Here is a 16,803-nt window from a genome sequence, read left to right as displayed (position 1 = left end):
GGTATTTTGGGTCATTATTATTCGTAATTTGCTGCTCTTTGTGCTTGGAATTTCTTTCTAAATAGAAATGCAACAATCATGGTTCCAACATAAGGGGCAGTCCAATAAAGCCAGAGATTTTCAAAGGTTCCAGACAATAATGCAGGAGCAAGAGCTCTAGCAGGATTCATTGAAGCGCCCGAAATGAAAGCCAAGAACATAATATCTAATCCAACTATTCCTCCAATTGCAATTCCACTAAATCCTCTCAATCCTTTTGTGTAAACAACATAAAAAATGACTCCCATGAGCAGTGCAGATGCTAAAACTTCAACAGGAAAAATTACAAATAATGAAAAATCAAGGTTGGGGGTATTTGCTCCAAGATTAGCTTGATCTCCAATAAATGTTAAAACAAAAAGTGAACCTAATAATGCGCCAATTATTTCAGCTGCAAAATAATATACAATTTGTATTTTTGATATATGACCTGTGATATAGTATCCAATAGTCACTGCAGGATTAAAATGTGCAAGAGATATTTTTCCAAAAGAATAAACACCAATTAACAATGCAACAAAGGGGGCCAGAGCAGCAAATGGAATCCCTAATTGTCCATCAAAAACTTTAACATCATATACTATTGAGCCAGTTGCAAAAAGTACAAGAATGAATGTCCCAATTAACTCTACTGTAAAAATTTGCAAGTTTGAATAGGTCATTAATTTATCCCTCAAGAGTTTTGATCAGATTGAGAACTTCAGATTTTATTTTATCTCGAATTATTCTGACTTCTTCAATAGATTTTTCTTTAGGATCAGAAATATTCCAATCTAAAACATCCCTTACAAATAATGTAGGGCAAGATTCTTTGTCCATACATCCCATGTTAATGGTTTTAGATGAATTTTCAATCATAGAGTTGGACAATAATTTGGGTTGTTGATTAATCAAATCAATTCCGATTTCTTTCATAACTTGAACAACAGTAGGATTAAGTTGTTGGGAAGGGGTTGTGCCCGCACTAGAAACAACGAAATGTTTTGGAGCAAATTTTCTAAAAAAAGCCTCAGCCATTTGGCTTCTGCCAGCATTTTCTACGCATACAAATAGAACATTATCAGTCATTTCTACAATATCACATAAATATCAGTTTATATAAATCTAAATTGATATGAATGGTGTTAGTCTTTTAAAATGCATTTGTGATGAGACACGTTTTGAGATTTTAGAATTGTTGCAAAAAAATAAAGAATTGTGTGTCAATGATTTTGTAGAAAAATTAGAAAAAGATCAGCCGCTAGTATCTCATCATCTAAAAACATTGAAAAAATGCGGGATTGTCAAATCAAGAGACGAGGGTAAAAAAGCAATGTATGCAATTTCAAATAACCAACTATCAGAATTGATTTCTACAGTGACTAAAACAAGTAAAAAAATTCCAGTTTTATGTTCAGATGACAATTGTTGTTAAAATTTTTCAATTCGTACAATACCGACATCACTAACATAGAGAACAATTGCAAAATTTGCAAATAATGTTCTTGAAATTTCTTCAACGACATCTTGAAGTTTTTCCTCGCGCATAATTACTTCCACTTTGACATTTTTTTCATTTTTGAGACCTTGTCCGCGGATTCCACGTGCACCATTCCCATCAACTTCATATGTTGTATATCCAGTGATCTCATGTTTTTTGAGAATATCAATGATGTTTTCTTGTGCTAAAATCTCACAAGTTATGGTAAGCAGTTTAACATTATACAGTTTCACAAGAACCCCTCAGTAATGTAATGGAATAAGTCTATCGTTCCTTCTCCAGTATGAACAAGTGTAGATATTGTAAACAAGATGGGTAACGTGACAATGATGTTAAATGGAAAGGTTATCCCCAAGGCAGATGTAATGTATAGGCTGGGTTTTGCTTGAGGAATTGCATGTCGTAAAACTGCAGGTGCGGCAATAAAAGAAGCACTAGCCATCAGCAATCCAAACATGACTGCTCCCCCTATGCTTAATCCGAGCGCAGTTGAAACTAAAACACCAATTGTTCCATTGAATACAGGTATGATGATGGCAAATGCAGTAAGAAAAATACCTACTTTTTTGATATCATCGAGTCTCTGGCCAGCAATAATACCCATTTCAATCATGAAAATCACTATTGCCCCAGTAAACATATCATCAAATACAATCTTGATTGATTCAAAACCATCTTCACCAATAATGTAACCAATCACAATGCTGCCAAGAAGAATTACAATTGCTTTACCAGTTATAGATTCATGTAATACTTTTGAGAGTTTTGTCTTTGTTTGGTTTAAACCAACATCTATATCTGAAGAGCCATCATCTGCAAAAGATTGTTTTTTTGCTTTGATCTGTTTTGAAACTGCCATATTTGTCATAAATATTGCTAAAATGAAGGCAAGAGGTTCTAGTACTGCAAGAATTGCTGCAATATATCCTTCCGAAGCGACTCCTTGATTTTTCAAAAAGGATAAACCAACAGAAAAATGTACTGCACCTACAGCACCATATGTAGATGCTAATGCATATGAATCAAAAAGATTGAACTTTCCTAGTCTTCGTAAAATTTGATAGTGATTTAGTGTAAACAACAAAGACAGTCCAATTGCTGCAAACATTGGAATCAACATATTTTCAAATCCAGTATTTCTCATTTCTATTCCACCATGAAGTCCAATTGCTGCAAGAAGATAGATGGGTAAAAATTCAGATATGGCTTCAGGAATTTTCAAGTCAGATTTTATTCTGGCTGCAATTATTCCAAACAAGAAAAACAAGATTATCGGAGTAAGCAGGTTTGATTGAATTAATTGTAATATGTCCATTGAATGTTTGAAAAAATTTTTGCGGAAATAAAAACCAAGGTATTATTAAAAATCAAACAGCATATACGATGCTGATCGTAAATAATAAAAAGAAAAGAAAAGAAAAAATGCTCTAATTAGCAGTGAAATCAGGACGCCACTTTTGGGTGTTGCTGAGATCTTTTGAGCTTGGGGTGTTTGCTTTGTCTACTTTGAACATTGCGTCATATACAGGGTTGTTTGGATGGTATCCTTGACATTCAAAATTAATAGTATTTGAAAGTGCAAATCCCTTGAAGTAACTTTCTTCTTTATCACGTTGAGATTCTACAACATAGTCAGTTACTCTACAATCAACATAATTGAAGCCTCTAATCACTTCATCATCTTTCATCAAATCAACATCAACTTCGAATACATCCACAATTTGGTGAGTACCAGTAAGTCCTTTGAGTTTTTGATTAATATCAACTGCTGAATATAACAAAGGAGTATCTGTCACAATTCCTGTTAGCGTGAAGGTAGGATTTGAACGAGTCAGAACCGTACCTTGATCATAGATTGGAAAGTCAATGATTTCTTGTCCTTTAAGATGAGTGAATGTTGCTACTGCATGTACATTGTTAGTTGTAGGGAATTCGTGATTTGGTAATGCATTATGAATTAGTGCATTATCCCAACTAGGAACATCACCTTTTATTGTTTTCAAATGATCATTGATAGGGGTAAGTCCTGAACATTGAAATTGAATTTCCTGAACTAAAGCAAAGCCGCTTTTTCCTGTAAAGCCCTCTTCTTTATCAGACAAGGTTGTTATCTCTGCAGACTCTACAATACAATCTCTGAAATCAAAGCCTCTTAGAACTTGACCGTCTTTAGTAAATTCCACCAAGGCATCAAAATCAGTGTTGAATGCGGTTCCTAAACCAGAAACTTTACGGGCGTTATCAATTGCTTTGTACAATAAGGGATAATCTCCAACTACACTTTCTACTTTGAATTGAGCACTAACAGTATCTGCACTTTCAGCAAATCCTGAAACTAACTCAAAGTATGGGAATTCAATTTTTTCCATACCATCATCAAAGTCAAATGTCACACTAGTTCTAACATCATTTGCAAATGTATAGTCAAGAGCACCAAAGTCATTAAGTGTTCTATCAACAGTTCTAGATTTAGAATGTTCTGATTTTTCTAATCCACCACAATTAAATTCAATTTCATCTATTACTGCAAATCCAGTTTTAGAAGATAAATAACTTTCATAGTCATCATTGAGAGTGGTTACCTGATAGTCTTCAATTTCACAGTTATAGTAGTTCAGAGTTTTTACAGAATTGCCATTTTTGACAAAATCAACATCTACTTCAAAGTAACGATAATCATACTCATAACTACTACCACCAGTTGTTTGTAAACGGTAGAAGAATGATTCATCGAGTGCTTTGTACAAATGAGGAGCTTTAGTAATTATTCCTTCAACAGTGAATGAAACACCGCTATTATCTACAAAATTCTGACCCATTTTAAAAATAGGGAATTTATGTACTTCAATCCCATCTCGGAAGGTAAATGTGAAAATAGCTTCTACATCATCTGCCATTGAGTAGTCAGTAGTTGCCTCTTCAGATTCTTCAGCAAATACATTTGTGATTCCAAATGATCCTATTGCACATAATGCAACAATACTAAATATTGCAATGTTTTTTGCGTTTTTACAAGTCATTATGTTGTAAAAATAATTTTTACAGTATAAGAGACATGATCATTTTCTATTTTTAAAATATACTGATAGATAGAGTAATAGAACTATATAGTTTATTTCTATTCTTCACAATTTAGTGTCAGATCTTTATCGGAATCAACATGACATCTATCAAATGATTCACCGCCATCCATCACATCAGAGCCAGAATTTGCATAGATCAAATCATTTCCAGAATTTCCTTTCAGAATGTCATGACCAGAATTTCCTTTAATTGTATCATCACCCTCATTACCTGAAATAATATCATCTCCACTACCTCCAAAAATACAATCATTTCCTAATCCTCCAGAGATTAGATCATTGCCTCCCATTCCAAAGATCAAATCATCTCCATCGGTTCCAGAAATGACATCATCTCCAGATGTTCCTTCAATGAGATTGTATGTGGAAGGATTATGACCACATGTGTTTACAGTAATACGCTGATAGTCAGTAGCGCTATGTCCGGCATTATCAAAGGCTATCCAAATAACATTGGTGATTCCAGGCTTGAATCCTTCAGGAGCGTTGTTAATGATTGTTTTAATTCCACTTGCATCAGTTGCTGTGGCAATTCCAATAGAGACATCTGTTTGGACATCTTCTGCCTCTACTACGATTGAGTCAGGGGCAGTGATTTCAGGTTTAGTTTGATCTCTGTGAGGAGGTCTAACTTCAACAGGTGCAACATAGTAGGATTCTGCAGGTTGTTCAAAAAATTCAGTTTCAAATAATTGGATAGCATGTGTTTTAGAATCAAGTACTAGTAATTCACCATTAATTCCAATTGCCAACCCAGAGATATTCTCAAAAGTATCAGGATATGGACCGTTTTGAGCAAATTGGTTTAGACGTAAATCAGAATTCTCATTCAAATGTAAAATTCTATCATCGGCAGAATTTACTACAAATATGTCACCAAAAGGTGAAATAACTATAGATTCTGGAGCAAACACATAACTTGGAAAATAAAATGAAAATGATGTTAACAGCTCACCATCAGCATTAAATTTTTCAATTTTGTTATTTCCTTTATCAGTAACAAAAATATTTCCATCCACATCCGAGCTAATACCAACAACATTTAGAAATTGGCCAGGATCTAACCCACTAGAACCAAATGATGAAACAAAGTCACCATCAGTAGAAAATATTTGGATTCTTTGATTTCCTGTATCTACAACATATAGAAGGTTATTGCTTACTGTTATTCCGTTAGGATAAAAGAATTGGCCATCAGAGGTTCCTTTCTTTCCCCATGTTTTAATAAATTCTCCATCCAAAGAAAACTTTTGAATGCGATTCAAGTCTCTGTCTACAACAAACACAGAGTCATCACTTACTGCAATGCCAGAAGGATTGTAAAAATCGCCTAATTGTTTTCCGCTATTGCCCCAATGTGTAAGATATTCACCGTTACTTGAAAATTTTTGAATGCGTTTGTTTCCAAAATCAGTCACATACACACTCCCATCTTCACCTACTGCGACATACTGAGGGTTGACAAAATGGCCAGGTTCTGAAAAGCCATATTGTCCCCATGTATCCAACGGATCATAGTTTTCAAAACCATAAGATGTAGTAATAGAAGAAGTGATTAAAAGAGCCGTAAAAGCAATGATTGTAGCATAAAGAAATTTCAACGAGTATTCATTTCAAAATTAGAGAAACATTACCAAGGTTAGCTAATGTTACAATTATTGTCAAAAAGGCTTGTTTACTTCACGCGTAAACACATAACTTGCAAGTCCAACCATGGCAAAAACAAATGCCACCAAGATTCCAAGGCTCAAAATTATAGGGATTCCACCCTCAGAAACGCCAGTCATAAGTTCCCTAACAAGTAACACAGTGTAAGTAACTGGATTAAGTTTAGCAATTACTGCAAGCCAATCAGGAAGTAACTCCAACGGAAATAATGCGGGACTGAGCATGAATAATGGCATTCCAAGAAAATTGATCATGCCCCAAAAAGTCTCCTGGGACTTTGCAGTAGCTGCAATCATTACAGAGATTCCAGAAAATCCCAATGAAAACAAAATAACAATTGCCATGATTGGTGCAATCATTATCGGGTTAGGGAAATTAACTCCAATTGCCAAAGCAATTCCCAAAATCAAACTAGCTTGTAATGCAGCAATCAAGGAGATTGCAGCCATCTTTCCTAATGCTATAGCAGAACGGGAAATTGGAGAAGATAATGCCTTGTTCATAAAACCATAACGTCTATCCCATAAAGTATTGACACCTCCAAAAATACTGGTAAAAATTGCAGTGAGAATAATTACACCAGGTGCCATAAATTCAATATATTCTCCTTCAAAACCAACAGATTGAATCAATGGTTGTGTTCCAGAGAAAGTATTGCCAATAACTATGATCCAAATTGCAGGTTGTATCAATCTGATCAAAACACCGCTGCGTGATTTTTTGTATCTCTTTAACTCTCTCCAAAATATTGTGTATGTATCATAAAGCAAACTGTTCATGCACGCAACCTCTTCATCTTTGCATGTTCACGTTTTCTATTAAATCCAGAATCATCATCTTTGATTTCATGTCCAGTATAAGAAATGAAAACATCATCAAGTGTTGGTTGAGTTAAGGATATAGATTTGATTTTAATTTCAAGTTCTGATGAGATTTGGAAAATCTTTGGAATCACTTCTGTTCCATTTGATGCAAATAAAGTAAGTTTCAACCCATCCTGATTAATTTTATTTACAAATTCTATGCTCTTAATCTCTGTCAAGAAGGGTTCATGGTTTTTACCTTCATCAATTATTATCGATATGACTTCATTGCCCATGGCATTTTTCATGTTTTCTGGGGAATCAATGACTTGAATTTTTCCATCATCAATAATTCCAACTCGATCACAAAGCTGATCTGCTTCTTCCATATAGTGAGTAGAGACAAAAATTGTCATCTCAAATTCAGTGTGGATTTTCTTGATATATTCCCAAATCTTTCTACGAGTTTGAATGTCCAACCCAACCGTAGGCTCATCTAGAAACAATACTTTGGGTCGATGTAGTAATCCCCCAGCAATATCTAGTCTTTTTCTCATTCCTCCAGAATAAGTTACAACGGGTTGATCTTGTTTTTCAACAAGTTCAATCAATTCTAAAACATCATCAATTCTTTTGTTGATTTGGTTTTTTGGAATATGATTTAATTTTGCTTGAAGTAAAAGATTTTCTCTACCGGTAAGATACTCATCAACGGTAGATTCTTGTTGGACATATCCAATATTTTCTCTAACTTTTTTTGGATTTGCAGTAACATCAAATCCAGCAATCAAAGCTTCTCCGGATGTAGGTTTTAGCAAAGTAGTAAGAATCATCATTGTTGTACTTTTTCCAGCACCATTAGGTCCCAAGAAACCAAAAATTTCTCCTTTTTTAACAGAGAATGAAACATCGTTTACTGCAATTACATCGCCAAAAGATTTTGTTAGGGATTTAGTCTCTATTGAATACAATACATTGATCGTAGTTGTCAATTATAAATTGCTAAGTATTTGTTTATTCGATCCTCATAAAAAATTTAAAGACCAAATGTCTGATGAACGATATGAAAGGATTGTGTCAAAAATGTCACTCATCAAATGTCGAGATATCAGTTCAGGAAGGAATTCCTGTATGCGAGATCTGTTCTAAAAAAACAGAGTAATCAATAAATCGATTTTAAAAAAAGAAAGTTAGAAAAATTATTCGAGTTTTTTGAATTCTTCTTTGGTCATTCGCAAAATGACTTTTTCTCCGACGCCCCAAATGTCAGATTTTGATAGAATTTTAGAATGCATCAAACCGTCACTGACCTCAATTGATTCTAATTCATTGGTGTCAGAATTCTTGTGCAATCTTTTTACTTTGCCAATTTTGTGTCTGTCAATATCAGTTACTTGGATTCCAGTTCTCACAGGAGGCCTGCTAAGAAGTAATGTTTCCTCAGAAAATTTGTCAATATAATCTTCAGATAGAAAATAATCTCTACGGAATCCCTGATGAATAGTGACGCCGTTCACAGCTAGTGTTTCTTGATTGATGTGAATATGTTTGACTTTGCCATATTCAATTCCTTCTCTATCTATGACTTTTTTTCCAGTAAAAGTATCTGCAGTGGCCAAATTGTTTGGCATTCCTTCTAGTTTTACGGACATGTAGCCAAATCAACAGATTTGCTTATCATATCGAATATCAGAATTTTCTAGCAATGAGGTTAAATTACTTGACAGAAGAGAATCACGCATGGAAATTAAAGAAGAGTTGTTCAGGCCAATTCTAACCACCAAAGGGAGAAAGACAGGCAAAGAACATTCGGTAATGCTCAGAGCAGTAAATTATAATGGAAAAATCTATTTTTCACGACACAGACCAGATGGCGATTGGTTCCAAAATGCAGTAAACAATCCAGATGTTAAAATAAAATACAAGGATCAAATATTTTCAGGGAAAGCAAAGCTTGTCAAAGATGAAGAACTAGATAAAAAAATTTCAATTTTAAAATACCCAGGAGAAGAAAGAGCAAAAGAGAAAAGAGTCACAATTGAAGTTACGCTTGATTCATAGTTATTTTGACTTTGATTTCCACAGATAGAACATAGTCAAACCAGCAAGAATAATTGTAATTGCAACAAGAGGCAAGAATAAATCAGTTGCAGAAAAAACAGCATCAGGATCAACAATTGTTTCTGCAATATCAACAGCGTTGTGTTCAAAATCTTCTGTTTCCGATTCTATCATTGGTGCAGAAGCAGCCACAGGTTCCGACGATTCATCTCTTGCAAGAAATTCAGAAGATTCAATCTTTTTAGAAGACTCTTCAACAGCAAACTGTCTACTTGTAATTGAATCATCTAAAGAAATTTCTTTACTTTTTGGTAATTGAGATAATGAAAGTAATCCAGAAATTCCAGTTGCAATTCCAAGTCCGGCTACTTTGTAAATATGTCGAAAAGAACGTACAAGCAATTTACTTTCTTTAGTTTTTTCAGAAAGTTTTGGAGGAACAATAACAATACTAAATTTTGTGGCAGTGTAAACTTTCATATCTTGAGATTTTGAATTTTTTTCAATTTTAGAGATTTTTACAATACCTAAATCTTGTAGTTTGATTAAGTGGTATTTCACCAATTGAAGTGAGATTTTTGTTTTTTGTGCAATTTGATTTGCAGTTAATTCTTCATTGAACAGCAATTGTAAGATTTCACGACTAGAATCATTGGTAAATAACTCACCAAAAGACTTTATTTTGTCATCATCAGTTGCAAGAATTTTGATTTTTTCTGTAAACTCATCTCCAGAATTTTCATCAAAGGACATTAGAGTTGGTAGTGTAAATCTGGTATATGTAAATTGTTTGGTAAAATTGGATTTTCACTAATCCTTTTATTCCAAACTACCAAAGAATAGTAATCACTAAAACCGATGATTCAGAAAAGATGATAAAAATGAGTTCAAAAATAATAATTCCAATTGCAGTAGTCATTTCGGTAATTGCAACAGCAGGCATAATGTATGCAATTGGTTTTGATCAAGAACCACAGATAAGAACGGTGACTGAAACTATAGAGCCAGAAATCATCTATGTAGATAAATCGATTTCTAAATTCTTTGAAGGAACAAATGACATTAAGAGGATTTCATCTCAAGAAGAGCTAGTATCAATCCTTGAAACAACTTCATCTTTTGGAGGAGCATTCTATGATCCCAGAATCAGAACTATGGCAATGGATGATGCCATGATGGAGTCAGCAGTTTCCACGGGAGCTCCTGTTCCAGCAGCAGAACCAATGCCATCAAATGAAAATTCAAAAGTGGCAGGTGGAACTGATTATTCAACAACAAATGTCCAGGTACAAAATGTAGATGAGCCAGACTATCTCAAAAATGATTCAAAATATGTCTATATTGTTTCAAGAAACACATTATCAATAATTGATGCATATCCAGCAGAAGATGCAAAGCTAATTCTCAAAATTGCTCTAGACATTGAATCTCAATATATTCAAAATATGTTCCTCAACAATGACAGACTGGTAATATTTTACAACGGACAAAGTGATGAGGAGGTAATTCCACAGTTTGACTTTGTTCCACGACCATCTTACAGCCCAGTTACTCATGCGTTGATTGTAGATGTATCAGATAAGGAAAACCCAACTATTCTCAAAGACTATTCGATTGATGGTCATTTCAGAGATGCAAGAATGATTGGAGACTATGCATATTTTGTTACAAACAGCAATATCAATCACCAATACCCAAGACTTCCAGTAATCATGGAAAATTCTGTAAGAATCATGACTCCAGAAGCATTTTACTTTGACAATGTTGAAGAATTTTCAAACTTCAACACACTAACTGCAATCGACATATTTGGAGATACAATAAACTCTGAGACTTTTTTGATGGGATATACAGGTTCATTTTATGTTTCAGAGAACAACTTCTATTTGACATATCAACAAAATATGCCATTCGGATTTTATGAAAACTCTTCACGAGATAGATTCTATGATGTGATTGTTCCCTTACTACCAAATAATATTCAAGACAAAATAAAAAATATCCAAAAAGATTCTTCATTGAGTTCATCTGAGCAATGGATAAAGATCTCAGAACTAATGCAAGATTCCTACAATGAGATGGATAAACAGGTAAAAGAGAAATTGTTTGAGAAAATAAGAGAAGCGCTAAACGAGTATGATGCAAAAATTCAAGAAGATACAAGAAAAACAATTATTCATAAAATTTCAATCAATGAAGACAAAATAGAATATGTTGCAAAGGGTTCTGTTCCAGGAAGATTGCTAAACCAATTCTCTATGGACGAAAATGGAGATAGATTTAGAGTTGCAACAACCACAGAATACTATATTCAACATCAGGGTACAGTTAGAGCAAATGCAGTATACATACTTGATGAACAGCTAAACAGAGTAGGGGAACTAGAAGATATTGCACCAGATGAGAGTATTTTCTCAGCACGATTCATGGGGAATACACTTTACCTAGTCACATTCCAACAAATCGACCCGTTCTTCGTAATTGACTTATCTTCGGATACACCAAAGATTTTAGGAGAACTAAAGATTCCAGGATTTTCAAACTATTTGCATCCATATGATGAAGAACATGTGATTGGATTGGGCAGGGACACAAAAGAAATAGAGAATGGCAGAGTACAACAACTTGGAATCAAAATTGCATTGTTTAATGTAGCAGATGTGAATAATCCAAAAGTTGCCGATGAATTTGTAATAGGAGACAGTTCAACACATTCAGAAGCATTGTATGATCATAAGGCATTCTTTTTTGATAAAAAGAGCGGTGTCCTATCAGTACCGATAAGTGGAGACGCTAAAAATCTAAACGAAAATTCAAGTTCCAAGATGTTTGCCCCAGAGTACAACAGATGGAGTGGGTTCTATGTATTTGATTTGGATAAATCTGAAGGATTTAATCTTAAAGGTACAGTAACTCACTCTGCCGAAGATTCACGTTATTACGGAATGGGCAATGCAAGAACATTCTATATTGACGAAATCTTGTATACTGCCTCTGAAGGATTTTTGAAGATGAATTCCTTGAAAGATCTAGAAGAAATTAATTCAATAAAACTCGAAAATACTGGAAAATTTATGGAGTATATAGATGAAGAAGTTGTACGTGAAGCTATACCAAATGTACAATAGTTGAAACGCCGCGTCTATCAAACTCCACATCATTTTCAATCTCACTTAGAGTTACAGTAAAGGAAATGACATCACGAGGCTTTCCATTTTCTGCATGAAGTTTCAAGTGAACATCTAACATGTCAGATTCTTGAGTAGGGAGATCCACCTCATCCAAATATGCATCACATGTAGATTCTATTCTAAATCGGTCATCTTTAAAATGAAATCCAAGTTTCATTTTTCTTCCTTCTCTTCCAGCACCCTTGACATTGACATCAATTATGCCAGGATTTGTTTCAGTGTATCCAGATTTGTGATTTACAAAAACGCCAATTTCAAGAGGTTTTCCAGCAGTAGATTCTGCCATCTTTTGAATACCATCATTCATGACAACATCAACTGCCTTAATGGATTGAGCGACTTTTGCAATCCATTCATTTGTTCTAGTAATGGTAGCACGAATTCCTGCACGGCGTCGTTTATCTTCGTCTTCAGGCAATTTGTAATAGTCAACCCATGCCTCATAATCATGAGATATGTCTTCGATAAAATCAATGCAGGTTCTTTTGTAATCATCCACATTATCAGTTCTTAATGAAGCATCATCGGTTCTCATTCCATCAAAATCCATAGGCATGGCCATACTAGCAACTAGTACAAGTTCTAAAAAAACCAATCTTGAGAGAAATTAATGGTTATAATAGGAATTTCTCAATAATGAATTATGATATTTTCTGAATTAGTAGAAGATTTGCAGGCACAATTAAAAAAAGATCTTGCTCAAATTAGATTTCTTTTGAACAAAAACCCTGCAATGGCATATACCAGAATTGTAGAAATAGGAAAAGAAGTTGGTAAAAAATACAGCATCAAATTGATTGTAAATTTTCCAAAACAAGGAAAGATAGAAGAATTTGAAAAATATGGAAAAAGAGATTTGAGTTTAATTATAGATTATGACAGAAAAAGATTTCCAATAGATAGAGAAATTATCAAACAAAAAGCAGTTGAAATGTTAGGAGAAGTAAAAACAGAAGATGCATACATGTATGAAAATAAAGAAGGAGTAAGGGTGTTTACAGATGAATGGAAAATAGACATTCTACCTCATTCAGTGCACATATGGACTGATTTTGATGAGAATGTCACAGCATTTTGTAATTGGTTAATGAAAAATGCATATGAAATGAAAAAGAAATAATAATTTCAAAAATTACACTGATTCAAGTTCATCAAGTAGTTGTTGAGCTTCAGTGTTTTTTGGTTCAAGTTTAAGAATACGTTGACAACATTCAATTGCTTCATTTTTCTGCTCCAAGGCCAAATGTACATTTGTTTTCAAAGTAAGAGTCTCAACATCATCATTATCTAATTCAAATGCTTTTTGGAAATAAGGTAATGCTCTTTTTGCATCATCAACAATAAAAAAAGCACTGCCCATGATAAACATAAAATCATGATCATCAGAATATTCAGATTCTAAACCTTGACCAAATTTTATTGCTTCATCATATTCACCGTCTTTGAGTAATTTTTTGATTTTACGTTTAGGATGTTTGAAAAGACCAACCATGATTACTAGAAATTTTTAGATAGTATTCACAATTTGAATGTAGACTAGGAAGATACGCTCATAATTCCTTCTTCAATAAGGAATTGAATACCACCAACAAAAGAATCATCATCTATTGCCCCATCAGCCCACCATCCTGCATTATTCTTAATCCATGAGGGGATTTCATTACTTCCACCAGCAGCACCCTGAGAAGTTGGAGGAATCTTCATAATTCCTTCTTTGATCAAAAATTGAATTCCTTGGACAAAAGAATCATCATCTATTGCCCCATCAGCCCACCATCCTGCATTATTCTTAATCCATGAGGGGATTTCTTGAGTTGGAACAGGATCAGGAATAGAAGGAATTGTGCCATCACCTGCATAAATTGTTACAGGGATTTTAAGAAAATCAGATGCAACATTTGGAACTATGCCTTCACGAGCTAATCCATAAACCCAAACAACATAATTAACAGTGCCAGGATCTTCTTTTACAATCATATCAAGTATGTATTGTCCAGATGGAGAATAAAGATAATCCCTGCCTTCTTCTTGTGCAATAGATCTTAAAGGCTTCAAATTATCATCAACCACTAGGAAATCAAATTGAACTTGATTCAAAAATTCAGTGTCATCATATTTGCTGATAAATTTGATTAGCCATTGCATTTCACATCCTTTGACAGGATCTTCAGGGCCATAAAATGCATGAATTTGATAATCAAAATTCTTTGTAGGTTTCTTTACACTAACTTCTTTTTCAAAATCAGTTTCACATCCAGCAGCTTGAAACTCGTCTGCAGATGAGTGATATTGTGCAATTGGAGATTTGGAAACGTTTTCTTTGTAATCTAACAGAGTAAACTCGTATTCTGTTGGAGGAATTCCTTCAGAAACATGAGTGAATGTTTTAGCTTTTATTGGAAATGGAAAATCATCTACGATCCAAACCTTACTTGTAACACCGCCAGTTTTCCATCCTACTTGAACTGTTTCCCATGAACCTGCAGGAACAACAATATTTTCAATTTTCATTGGCACTACTTGTTCCCCACCAATGTTTCCAATCTTACCCCAAGATTTATCACTAAATTTTTTTGGTCCCTTTCCACCAGAGCTATCATCAGAAGTTGCAAAAGCAGATAACCAAACTATAGAAGATTTGAAAGCTCCTCTATAAACGCCTAATTCAGTACTACCGCCAGTTGGTTCAGGAGCAATTTTTCCAAGCTCCATTTCACCAACAATTACTTTTTTGCCATCAAAAACTGCAACTTCAGCCAACCATTTTGTTTCACTGCCAACTTGTTTGTCACCTTTTATCCACATATCCATTTCAAATTTGGAGCATTCTTTGTAATCAACATGACACATTGAATAAGAAAAGAAATCACCTTGTTTGAGACCCTCACCAGCATACCAAGAACTGCCATCAGGAACAGTATCAGAAGAAACACCTCCAGATTGGAATTGTGCAAAAGCAGATGGAATTGATAGTGAACCTAAAAGAAGTGCAGTGATAGCTGAAATAAGTAATAATGAGCCTTTCAAACTGATCAAAATTCACAAAACGGATAGTTAAACGTTTTTCAAATATGTAAAAAATGAGAAAAAAGAGTAGTGAATTCTAATTCAAATAAGCAAATATAGAGGAATAAGTACAGAAATTCCAGAAATGTGCGAATGCCCAAAAGTTCACTTGTTTGAAGTAGAATTCAAATTAGATGGAATGACTGTTGTTCCTACTCACAAAAATTGTGGATTTGCATTAGATGAAAAACAAGCAGACAAGTTCCAAAAGGAATTAGTTAAATCATGGGGCTTTGAGGAAGAGGAAGAATAATCAAAAAATAAAAAATTAGTATTGGAACTAATCCAATCACATATCTTTAGTTGCTTCTTTACAAACGTCTGTACTACATTTGCAATCAGCACTGCATATACAATGACCTTGCATTGCACAATCACATGAGTAATCTGGATCGCCGCTATCTGCTTCGCATCCACATGCTTGATCTACCATGGTAAACTAGGGATTTTACTTATTTTAAAAGGTTAGTACATTAAGATAGAACTCTACGCACTTGTTAGGGTCTCAAGGATTTCATTACAAGATTTTTGAATAATTTCTGATTGTTGTTCAAGAAGGTTTGAGTCAGCCTCAACATCAAAGGCTATTTTTAGAATGTGTATAAGATCCTGATTTCGATTTAATGTATTTTTAATTTTAACATAGTTTTCTTTGTTTACAAATACGAAATAGAAATAGCAATCAGATAGCATCGAGTTTTTTACAAAAAAATCATGTTTTTGTTGAATAATTTCAGAGTGGTTGTTGTTCTCAACCAAGTCAGAAAAACCAATAGTTGATTTGAGCATACGTTCTAACAAAATTGGAGTGGCTCTCTCGATACCTACAGTTTGATTGAGGATTGAAATATGTTCATTGATGGGATTTTTTTCTAATTTTCTAAACACATCAAGCATATGAGAAGGACTAGGACGAAGATGGTTAATTGAAGAAATCGCATTTGCCAAATAAACACTGGCACATTTTTGCCAACAAGGTGCAAATGCATCAGAGGATTGAATAGATTCTTTAGTTTTTTGACAACAGAATTGGGACTCTATCAAACAATTTTTTGCAAAGTCAGAAAACAGAGAAACGTGTTTTTTATCAATTTGTGAAATAAACATTCGTAAATTCCAAGATTCATCATGAATGATATCCAATTGATGATATTGAAGAAGTTTTTCTGAATTAGTTTCTGATAAAGATGCATGATGTATTACAACAAATTCGTCATCAAATTTCATAATACTAGAAGGTTCAGATTTTTCATCAAAAACAAATAGATCATAATCACAAGAATCAAAAGACAGGTTAGAAGTCCTACATCCTCCTAATCCAACAGGAAAATCAGAGAAACCATTGTCTTCAACAAATTTCTTAAGGTTCAACTAATTTGCTTGATAGGATTTTTCTATAAAGGAATTAACTC

The 16,803-nt window shown here is 34.0% G+C and carries 20 protein-coding genes; 5 read left to right on the top strand and 15 right to left on the bottom strand.

Going from position 1 to position 16,803, the window contains the following annotated elements; all coding sequences use genetic code 11:
* Positions 1–17 precede the first annotated feature (17 nt).
* The gene (locus K5781_RS06995; RefSeq protein WP_297442134.1) at positions 18–701 is read right to left on the bottom strand and encodes an aquaporin; all 684 of its coding nucleotides are present in this window, start codon (positions 699–701) and stop codon (positions 18–20) included.
* A gap of 4 nt (positions 702–705) precedes the next feature.
* Positions 706–1,107 carry an arsenate reductase ArsC gene (locus tag K5781_RS06990; protein WP_297442132.1) on the bottom strand — a complete coding sequence of 134 codons (402 nt, stop codon included), beginning with the start codon at positions 1,105–1,107 and terminating at the stop codon, positions 706–708.
* A gap of 46 nt (positions 1,108–1,153) precedes the next feature.
* On the opposite strand from K5781_RS06990, the gene K5781_RS06985 reads away from it, so the two are divergent.
* Positions 1,154–1,453, top strand: coding sequence for a metalloregulator ArsR/SmtB family transcription factor (locus tag K5781_RS06985; protein WP_297442131.1), 300 nt, complete (start codon positions 1,154–1,156; stop codon positions 1,451–1,453).
* Here K5781_RS06985 and K5781_RS06980 read toward each other — a convergent pair.
* The 7 genes from K5781_RS06980 to K5781_RS06950 form a co-directional block, all read right to left on the bottom strand.
* Positions 1,450–1,752, bottom strand: coding sequence for a DUF3240 family protein (locus K5781_RS06980; RefSeq protein ID WP_297442129.1), 303 nt, complete (start codon positions 1,750–1,752; stop codon positions 1,450–1,452). The two genes, K5781_RS06985 and K5781_RS06980, sit on opposite strands and share 4 nt — an antisense overlap.
* On the bottom strand, positions 1,749–2,834 hold the full coding sequence (locus K5781_RS06975; RefSeq protein WP_297442127.1) for a sodium-dependent bicarbonate transport family permease: 1,086 nt from the start codon (positions 2,832–2,834) through the stop codon (positions 1,749–1,751). The genes K5781_RS06980 and K5781_RS06975 overlap by 4 nt, the downstream gene beginning before the upstream one ends.
* Positions 2,835–2,946: 112 nt before the next feature.
* Positions 2,947–4,539 (bottom strand): hypothetical protein, encoded by a 1,593-nt coding sequence (locus K5781_RS06970; protein WP_297442125.1) that lies wholly within the window; start codon positions 4,537–4,539, stop codon positions 2,947–2,949.
* A gap of 98 nt (positions 4,540–4,637) precedes the next feature.
* Positions 4,638–6,203, bottom strand: coding sequence for a 6-bladed beta-propeller (locus K5781_RS06965; RefSeq protein WP_297442123.1), 1,566 nt, complete (start codon positions 6,201–6,203; stop codon positions 4,638–4,640).
* Between the two features lie 60 nt (positions 6,204–6,263).
* Positions 6,264–7,049, bottom strand: coding sequence for an ABC transporter permease (locus tag K5781_RS06960; protein ID WP_297442121.1), 786 nt, complete (start codon positions 7,047–7,049; stop codon positions 6,264–6,266).
* Positions 7,046–8,044 carry an ATP-binding cassette domain-containing protein gene (locus tag K5781_RS06955; protein ID WP_297442119.1) on the bottom strand — a complete coding sequence of 333 codons (999 nt, stop codon included), beginning with the start codon at positions 8,042–8,044 and terminating at the stop codon, positions 7,046–7,048. The genes K5781_RS06960 and K5781_RS06955 overlap by 4 nt, the downstream gene beginning before the upstream one ends.
* A gap of 228 nt (positions 8,045–8,272) precedes the next feature.
* Entirely contained in the window at positions 8,273–8,725 is a 453-nt protein-coding gene (locus tag K5781_RS06950) for a hypothetical protein (RefSeq protein ID WP_297442117.1), read from the bottom strand.
* An 88-nt stretch (positions 8,726–8,813) separates the two neighbouring features.
* On the opposite strand from K5781_RS06950, the gene K5781_RS06945 reads away from it, so the two are divergent.
* Positions 8,814–9,134 carry a nitroreductase/quinone reductase family protein gene (locus tag K5781_RS06945; protein WP_297442115.1) on the top strand — a complete coding sequence of 107 codons (321 nt, stop codon included), beginning with the start codon at positions 8,814–8,816 and terminating at the stop codon, positions 9,132–9,134.
* Here the strand turns inward: K5781_RS06945 and K5781_RS06940 are convergent, their stop codons facing one another.
* On the bottom strand, positions 9,135–9,887 hold the full coding sequence (locus tag K5781_RS06940) for a winged helix-turn-helix domain-containing protein (RefSeq protein ID WP_297442113.1): 753 nt from the start codon (positions 9,885–9,887) through the stop codon (positions 9,135–9,137).
* 128 nt (positions 9,888–10,015) lie between these two features.
* Here K5781_RS06940 and K5781_RS06935 point away from each other — a divergent pair, with 128 nt between their 5' ends.
* Positions 10,016–12,262, top strand: a complete 2,247-nt coding sequence (locus tag K5781_RS06935) for a beta-propeller domain-containing protein (RefSeq protein WP_297442111.1) — start codon at positions 10,016–10,018, stop codon at positions 12,260–12,262.
* Here the strand turns inward: K5781_RS06935 and K5781_RS06930 are convergent.
* Positions 12,243–12,887, bottom strand: coding sequence for a hypothetical protein (locus tag K5781_RS06930; protein WP_297442164.1), 645 nt, complete (start codon positions 12,885–12,887; stop codon positions 12,243–12,245). The two genes, K5781_RS06935 and K5781_RS06930, sit on opposite strands and share 20 nt — an antisense overlap.
* Before the next feature lie 81 nt (positions 12,888–12,968).
* Between K5781_RS06930 and K5781_RS06925 the strand changes: the two genes are divergently transcribed.
* Positions 12,969–13,445 carry a hypothetical protein gene (locus K5781_RS06925; protein ID WP_297442109.1) on the top strand — a complete coding sequence of 159 codons (477 nt, stop codon included), beginning with the start codon at positions 12,969–12,971 and terminating at the stop codon, positions 13,443–13,445.
* Between the two features lie 12 nt (positions 13,446–13,457).
* On the opposite strand, the gene K5781_RS06920 is transcribed toward K5781_RS06925, so the two are convergent.
* Positions 13,458–13,817 (bottom strand): tetratricopeptide repeat protein, encoded by a 360-nt coding sequence (locus tag K5781_RS06920; RefSeq protein ID WP_297442107.1) that lies wholly within the window; start codon positions 13,815–13,817, stop codon positions 13,458–13,460.
* 44 nt (positions 13,818–13,861) lie between these two features.
* Complete coding sequence (locus tag K5781_RS06915; protein ID WP_297442105.1) at positions 13,862–15,352, bottom strand: peptidase; 1,491 nt, start codon at positions 15,350–15,352, stop codon at positions 13,862–13,864.
* Positions 15,353–15,476: 124 nt separating this feature from the next.
* Between K5781_RS06915 and K5781_RS06910 the strand changes: the two genes are divergently transcribed.
* Positions 15,477–15,644, top strand: a complete 168-nt coding sequence (locus K5781_RS06910) for a hypothetical protein (RefSeq protein WP_297442103.1) — start codon at positions 15,477–15,479, stop codon at positions 15,642–15,644.
* A gap of 36 nt (positions 15,645–15,680) precedes the next feature.
* Here K5781_RS06910 and K5781_RS06905 read toward each other — a convergent pair whose 3' ends face one another.
* Together K5781_RS06905 and K5781_RS06900 are read right to left on the bottom strand one after the other, a co-directional pair.
* Complete coding sequence (locus tag K5781_RS06905; protein WP_297442102.1) at positions 15,681–15,824, bottom strand: hypothetical protein; 144 nt, start codon at positions 15,822–15,824, stop codon at positions 15,681–15,683.
* A gap of 53 nt (positions 15,825–15,877) precedes the next feature.
* The gene (locus tag K5781_RS06900) at positions 15,878–16,762 is read right to left on the bottom strand and encodes a hypothetical protein (RefSeq protein WP_297442100.1); all 885 of its coding nucleotides are present in this window, start codon (positions 16,760–16,762) and stop codon (positions 15,878–15,880) included.
* Positions 16,763–16,803: the final 41 nt, after the last annotated feature.

Source organism: Nitrosopumilus sp. (assembly GCF_025699255.1).
Taxonomy (GTDB): Archaea; Thermoproteota; Nitrososphaeria; order Nitrososphaerales; family Nitrosopumilaceae; genus Nitrosopumilus.
The sequence above is the reverse complement of the archived record's forward strand: the minus strand, read 5'-3'. Positions and strand labels throughout refer to the sequence as shown.

Bases quoted from the DNA above. Each gene is read 5' to 3' on its own strand.
- K5781_RS06935 (WP_297442111.1), top strand. From the start codon at position 10,016: ATGAGTTCAAAAATAATAATTCCAATTGCAGTAGTCATTTCGGTAATT.
- K5781_RS06995 (WP_297442134.1), bottom strand. From the start codon at position 701: ATGACCTATTCAAACTTGCAAATTTTTACAGTAGAGTTAATTGGGACA.
- K5781_RS06930 (WP_297442164.1), bottom strand. From the start codon at position 12,887: ATGGCCATGCCTATGGATTTTGATGGAATGAGAACCGATGATGCTTCA.
- K5781_RS06910 (WP_297442103.1), top strand. From the start codon at position 15,477: ATGTGCGAATGCCCAAAAGTTCACTTGTTTGAAGTAGAATTCAAATTA.
- K5781_RS06940 (WP_297442113.1), bottom strand. From the start codon at position 9,887: ATGTCCTTTGATGAAAATTCTGGAGATGAGTTTACAGAAAAAATCAAA.
- K5781_RS06920 (WP_297442107.1), bottom strand. From the start codon at position 13,817: ATGGTTGGTCTTTTCAAACATCCTAAACGTAAAATCAAAAAATTACTC.
- K5781_RS06950 (WP_297442117.1), bottom strand. From the start codon at position 8,725: ATGTCCGTAAAACTAGAAGGAATGCCAAACAATTTGGCCACTGCAGAT.
- K5781_RS06975 (WP_297442127.1), bottom strand. From the start codon at position 2,834: ATGGACATATTACAATTAATTCAATCAAACCTGCTTACTCCGATAATC.
- K5781_RS06945 (WP_297442115.1), top strand. From the start codon at position 8,814: ATGGAAATTAAAGAAGAGTTGTTCAGGCCAATTCTAACCACCAAAGGG.
- K5781_RS06970 (WP_297442125.1), bottom strand. From the start codon at position 4,539: ATGACTTGTAAAAACGCAAAAAACATTGCAATATTTAGTATTGTTGCA.
- K5781_RS06925 (WP_297442109.1), top strand. From the start codon at position 12,969: ATGATATTTTCTGAATTAGTAGAAGATTTGCAGGCACAATTAAAAAAA.
- K5781_RS06905 (WP_297442102.1), bottom strand. From the start codon at position 15,824: ATGGTAGATCAAGCATGTGGATGCGAAGCAGATAGCGGCGATCCAGAT.
- K5781_RS06985 (WP_297442131.1), top strand. From the start codon at position 1,154: ATGAATGGTGTTAGTCTTTTAAAATGCATTTGTGATGAGACACGTTTT.
- K5781_RS06960 (WP_297442121.1), bottom strand. From the start codon at position 7,049: ATGAACAGTTTGCTTTATGATACATACACAATATTTTGGAGAGAGTTA.
- K5781_RS06990 (WP_297442132.1), bottom strand. From the start codon at position 1,107: ATGACTGATAATGTTCTATTTGTATGCGTAGAAAATGCTGGCAGAAGC.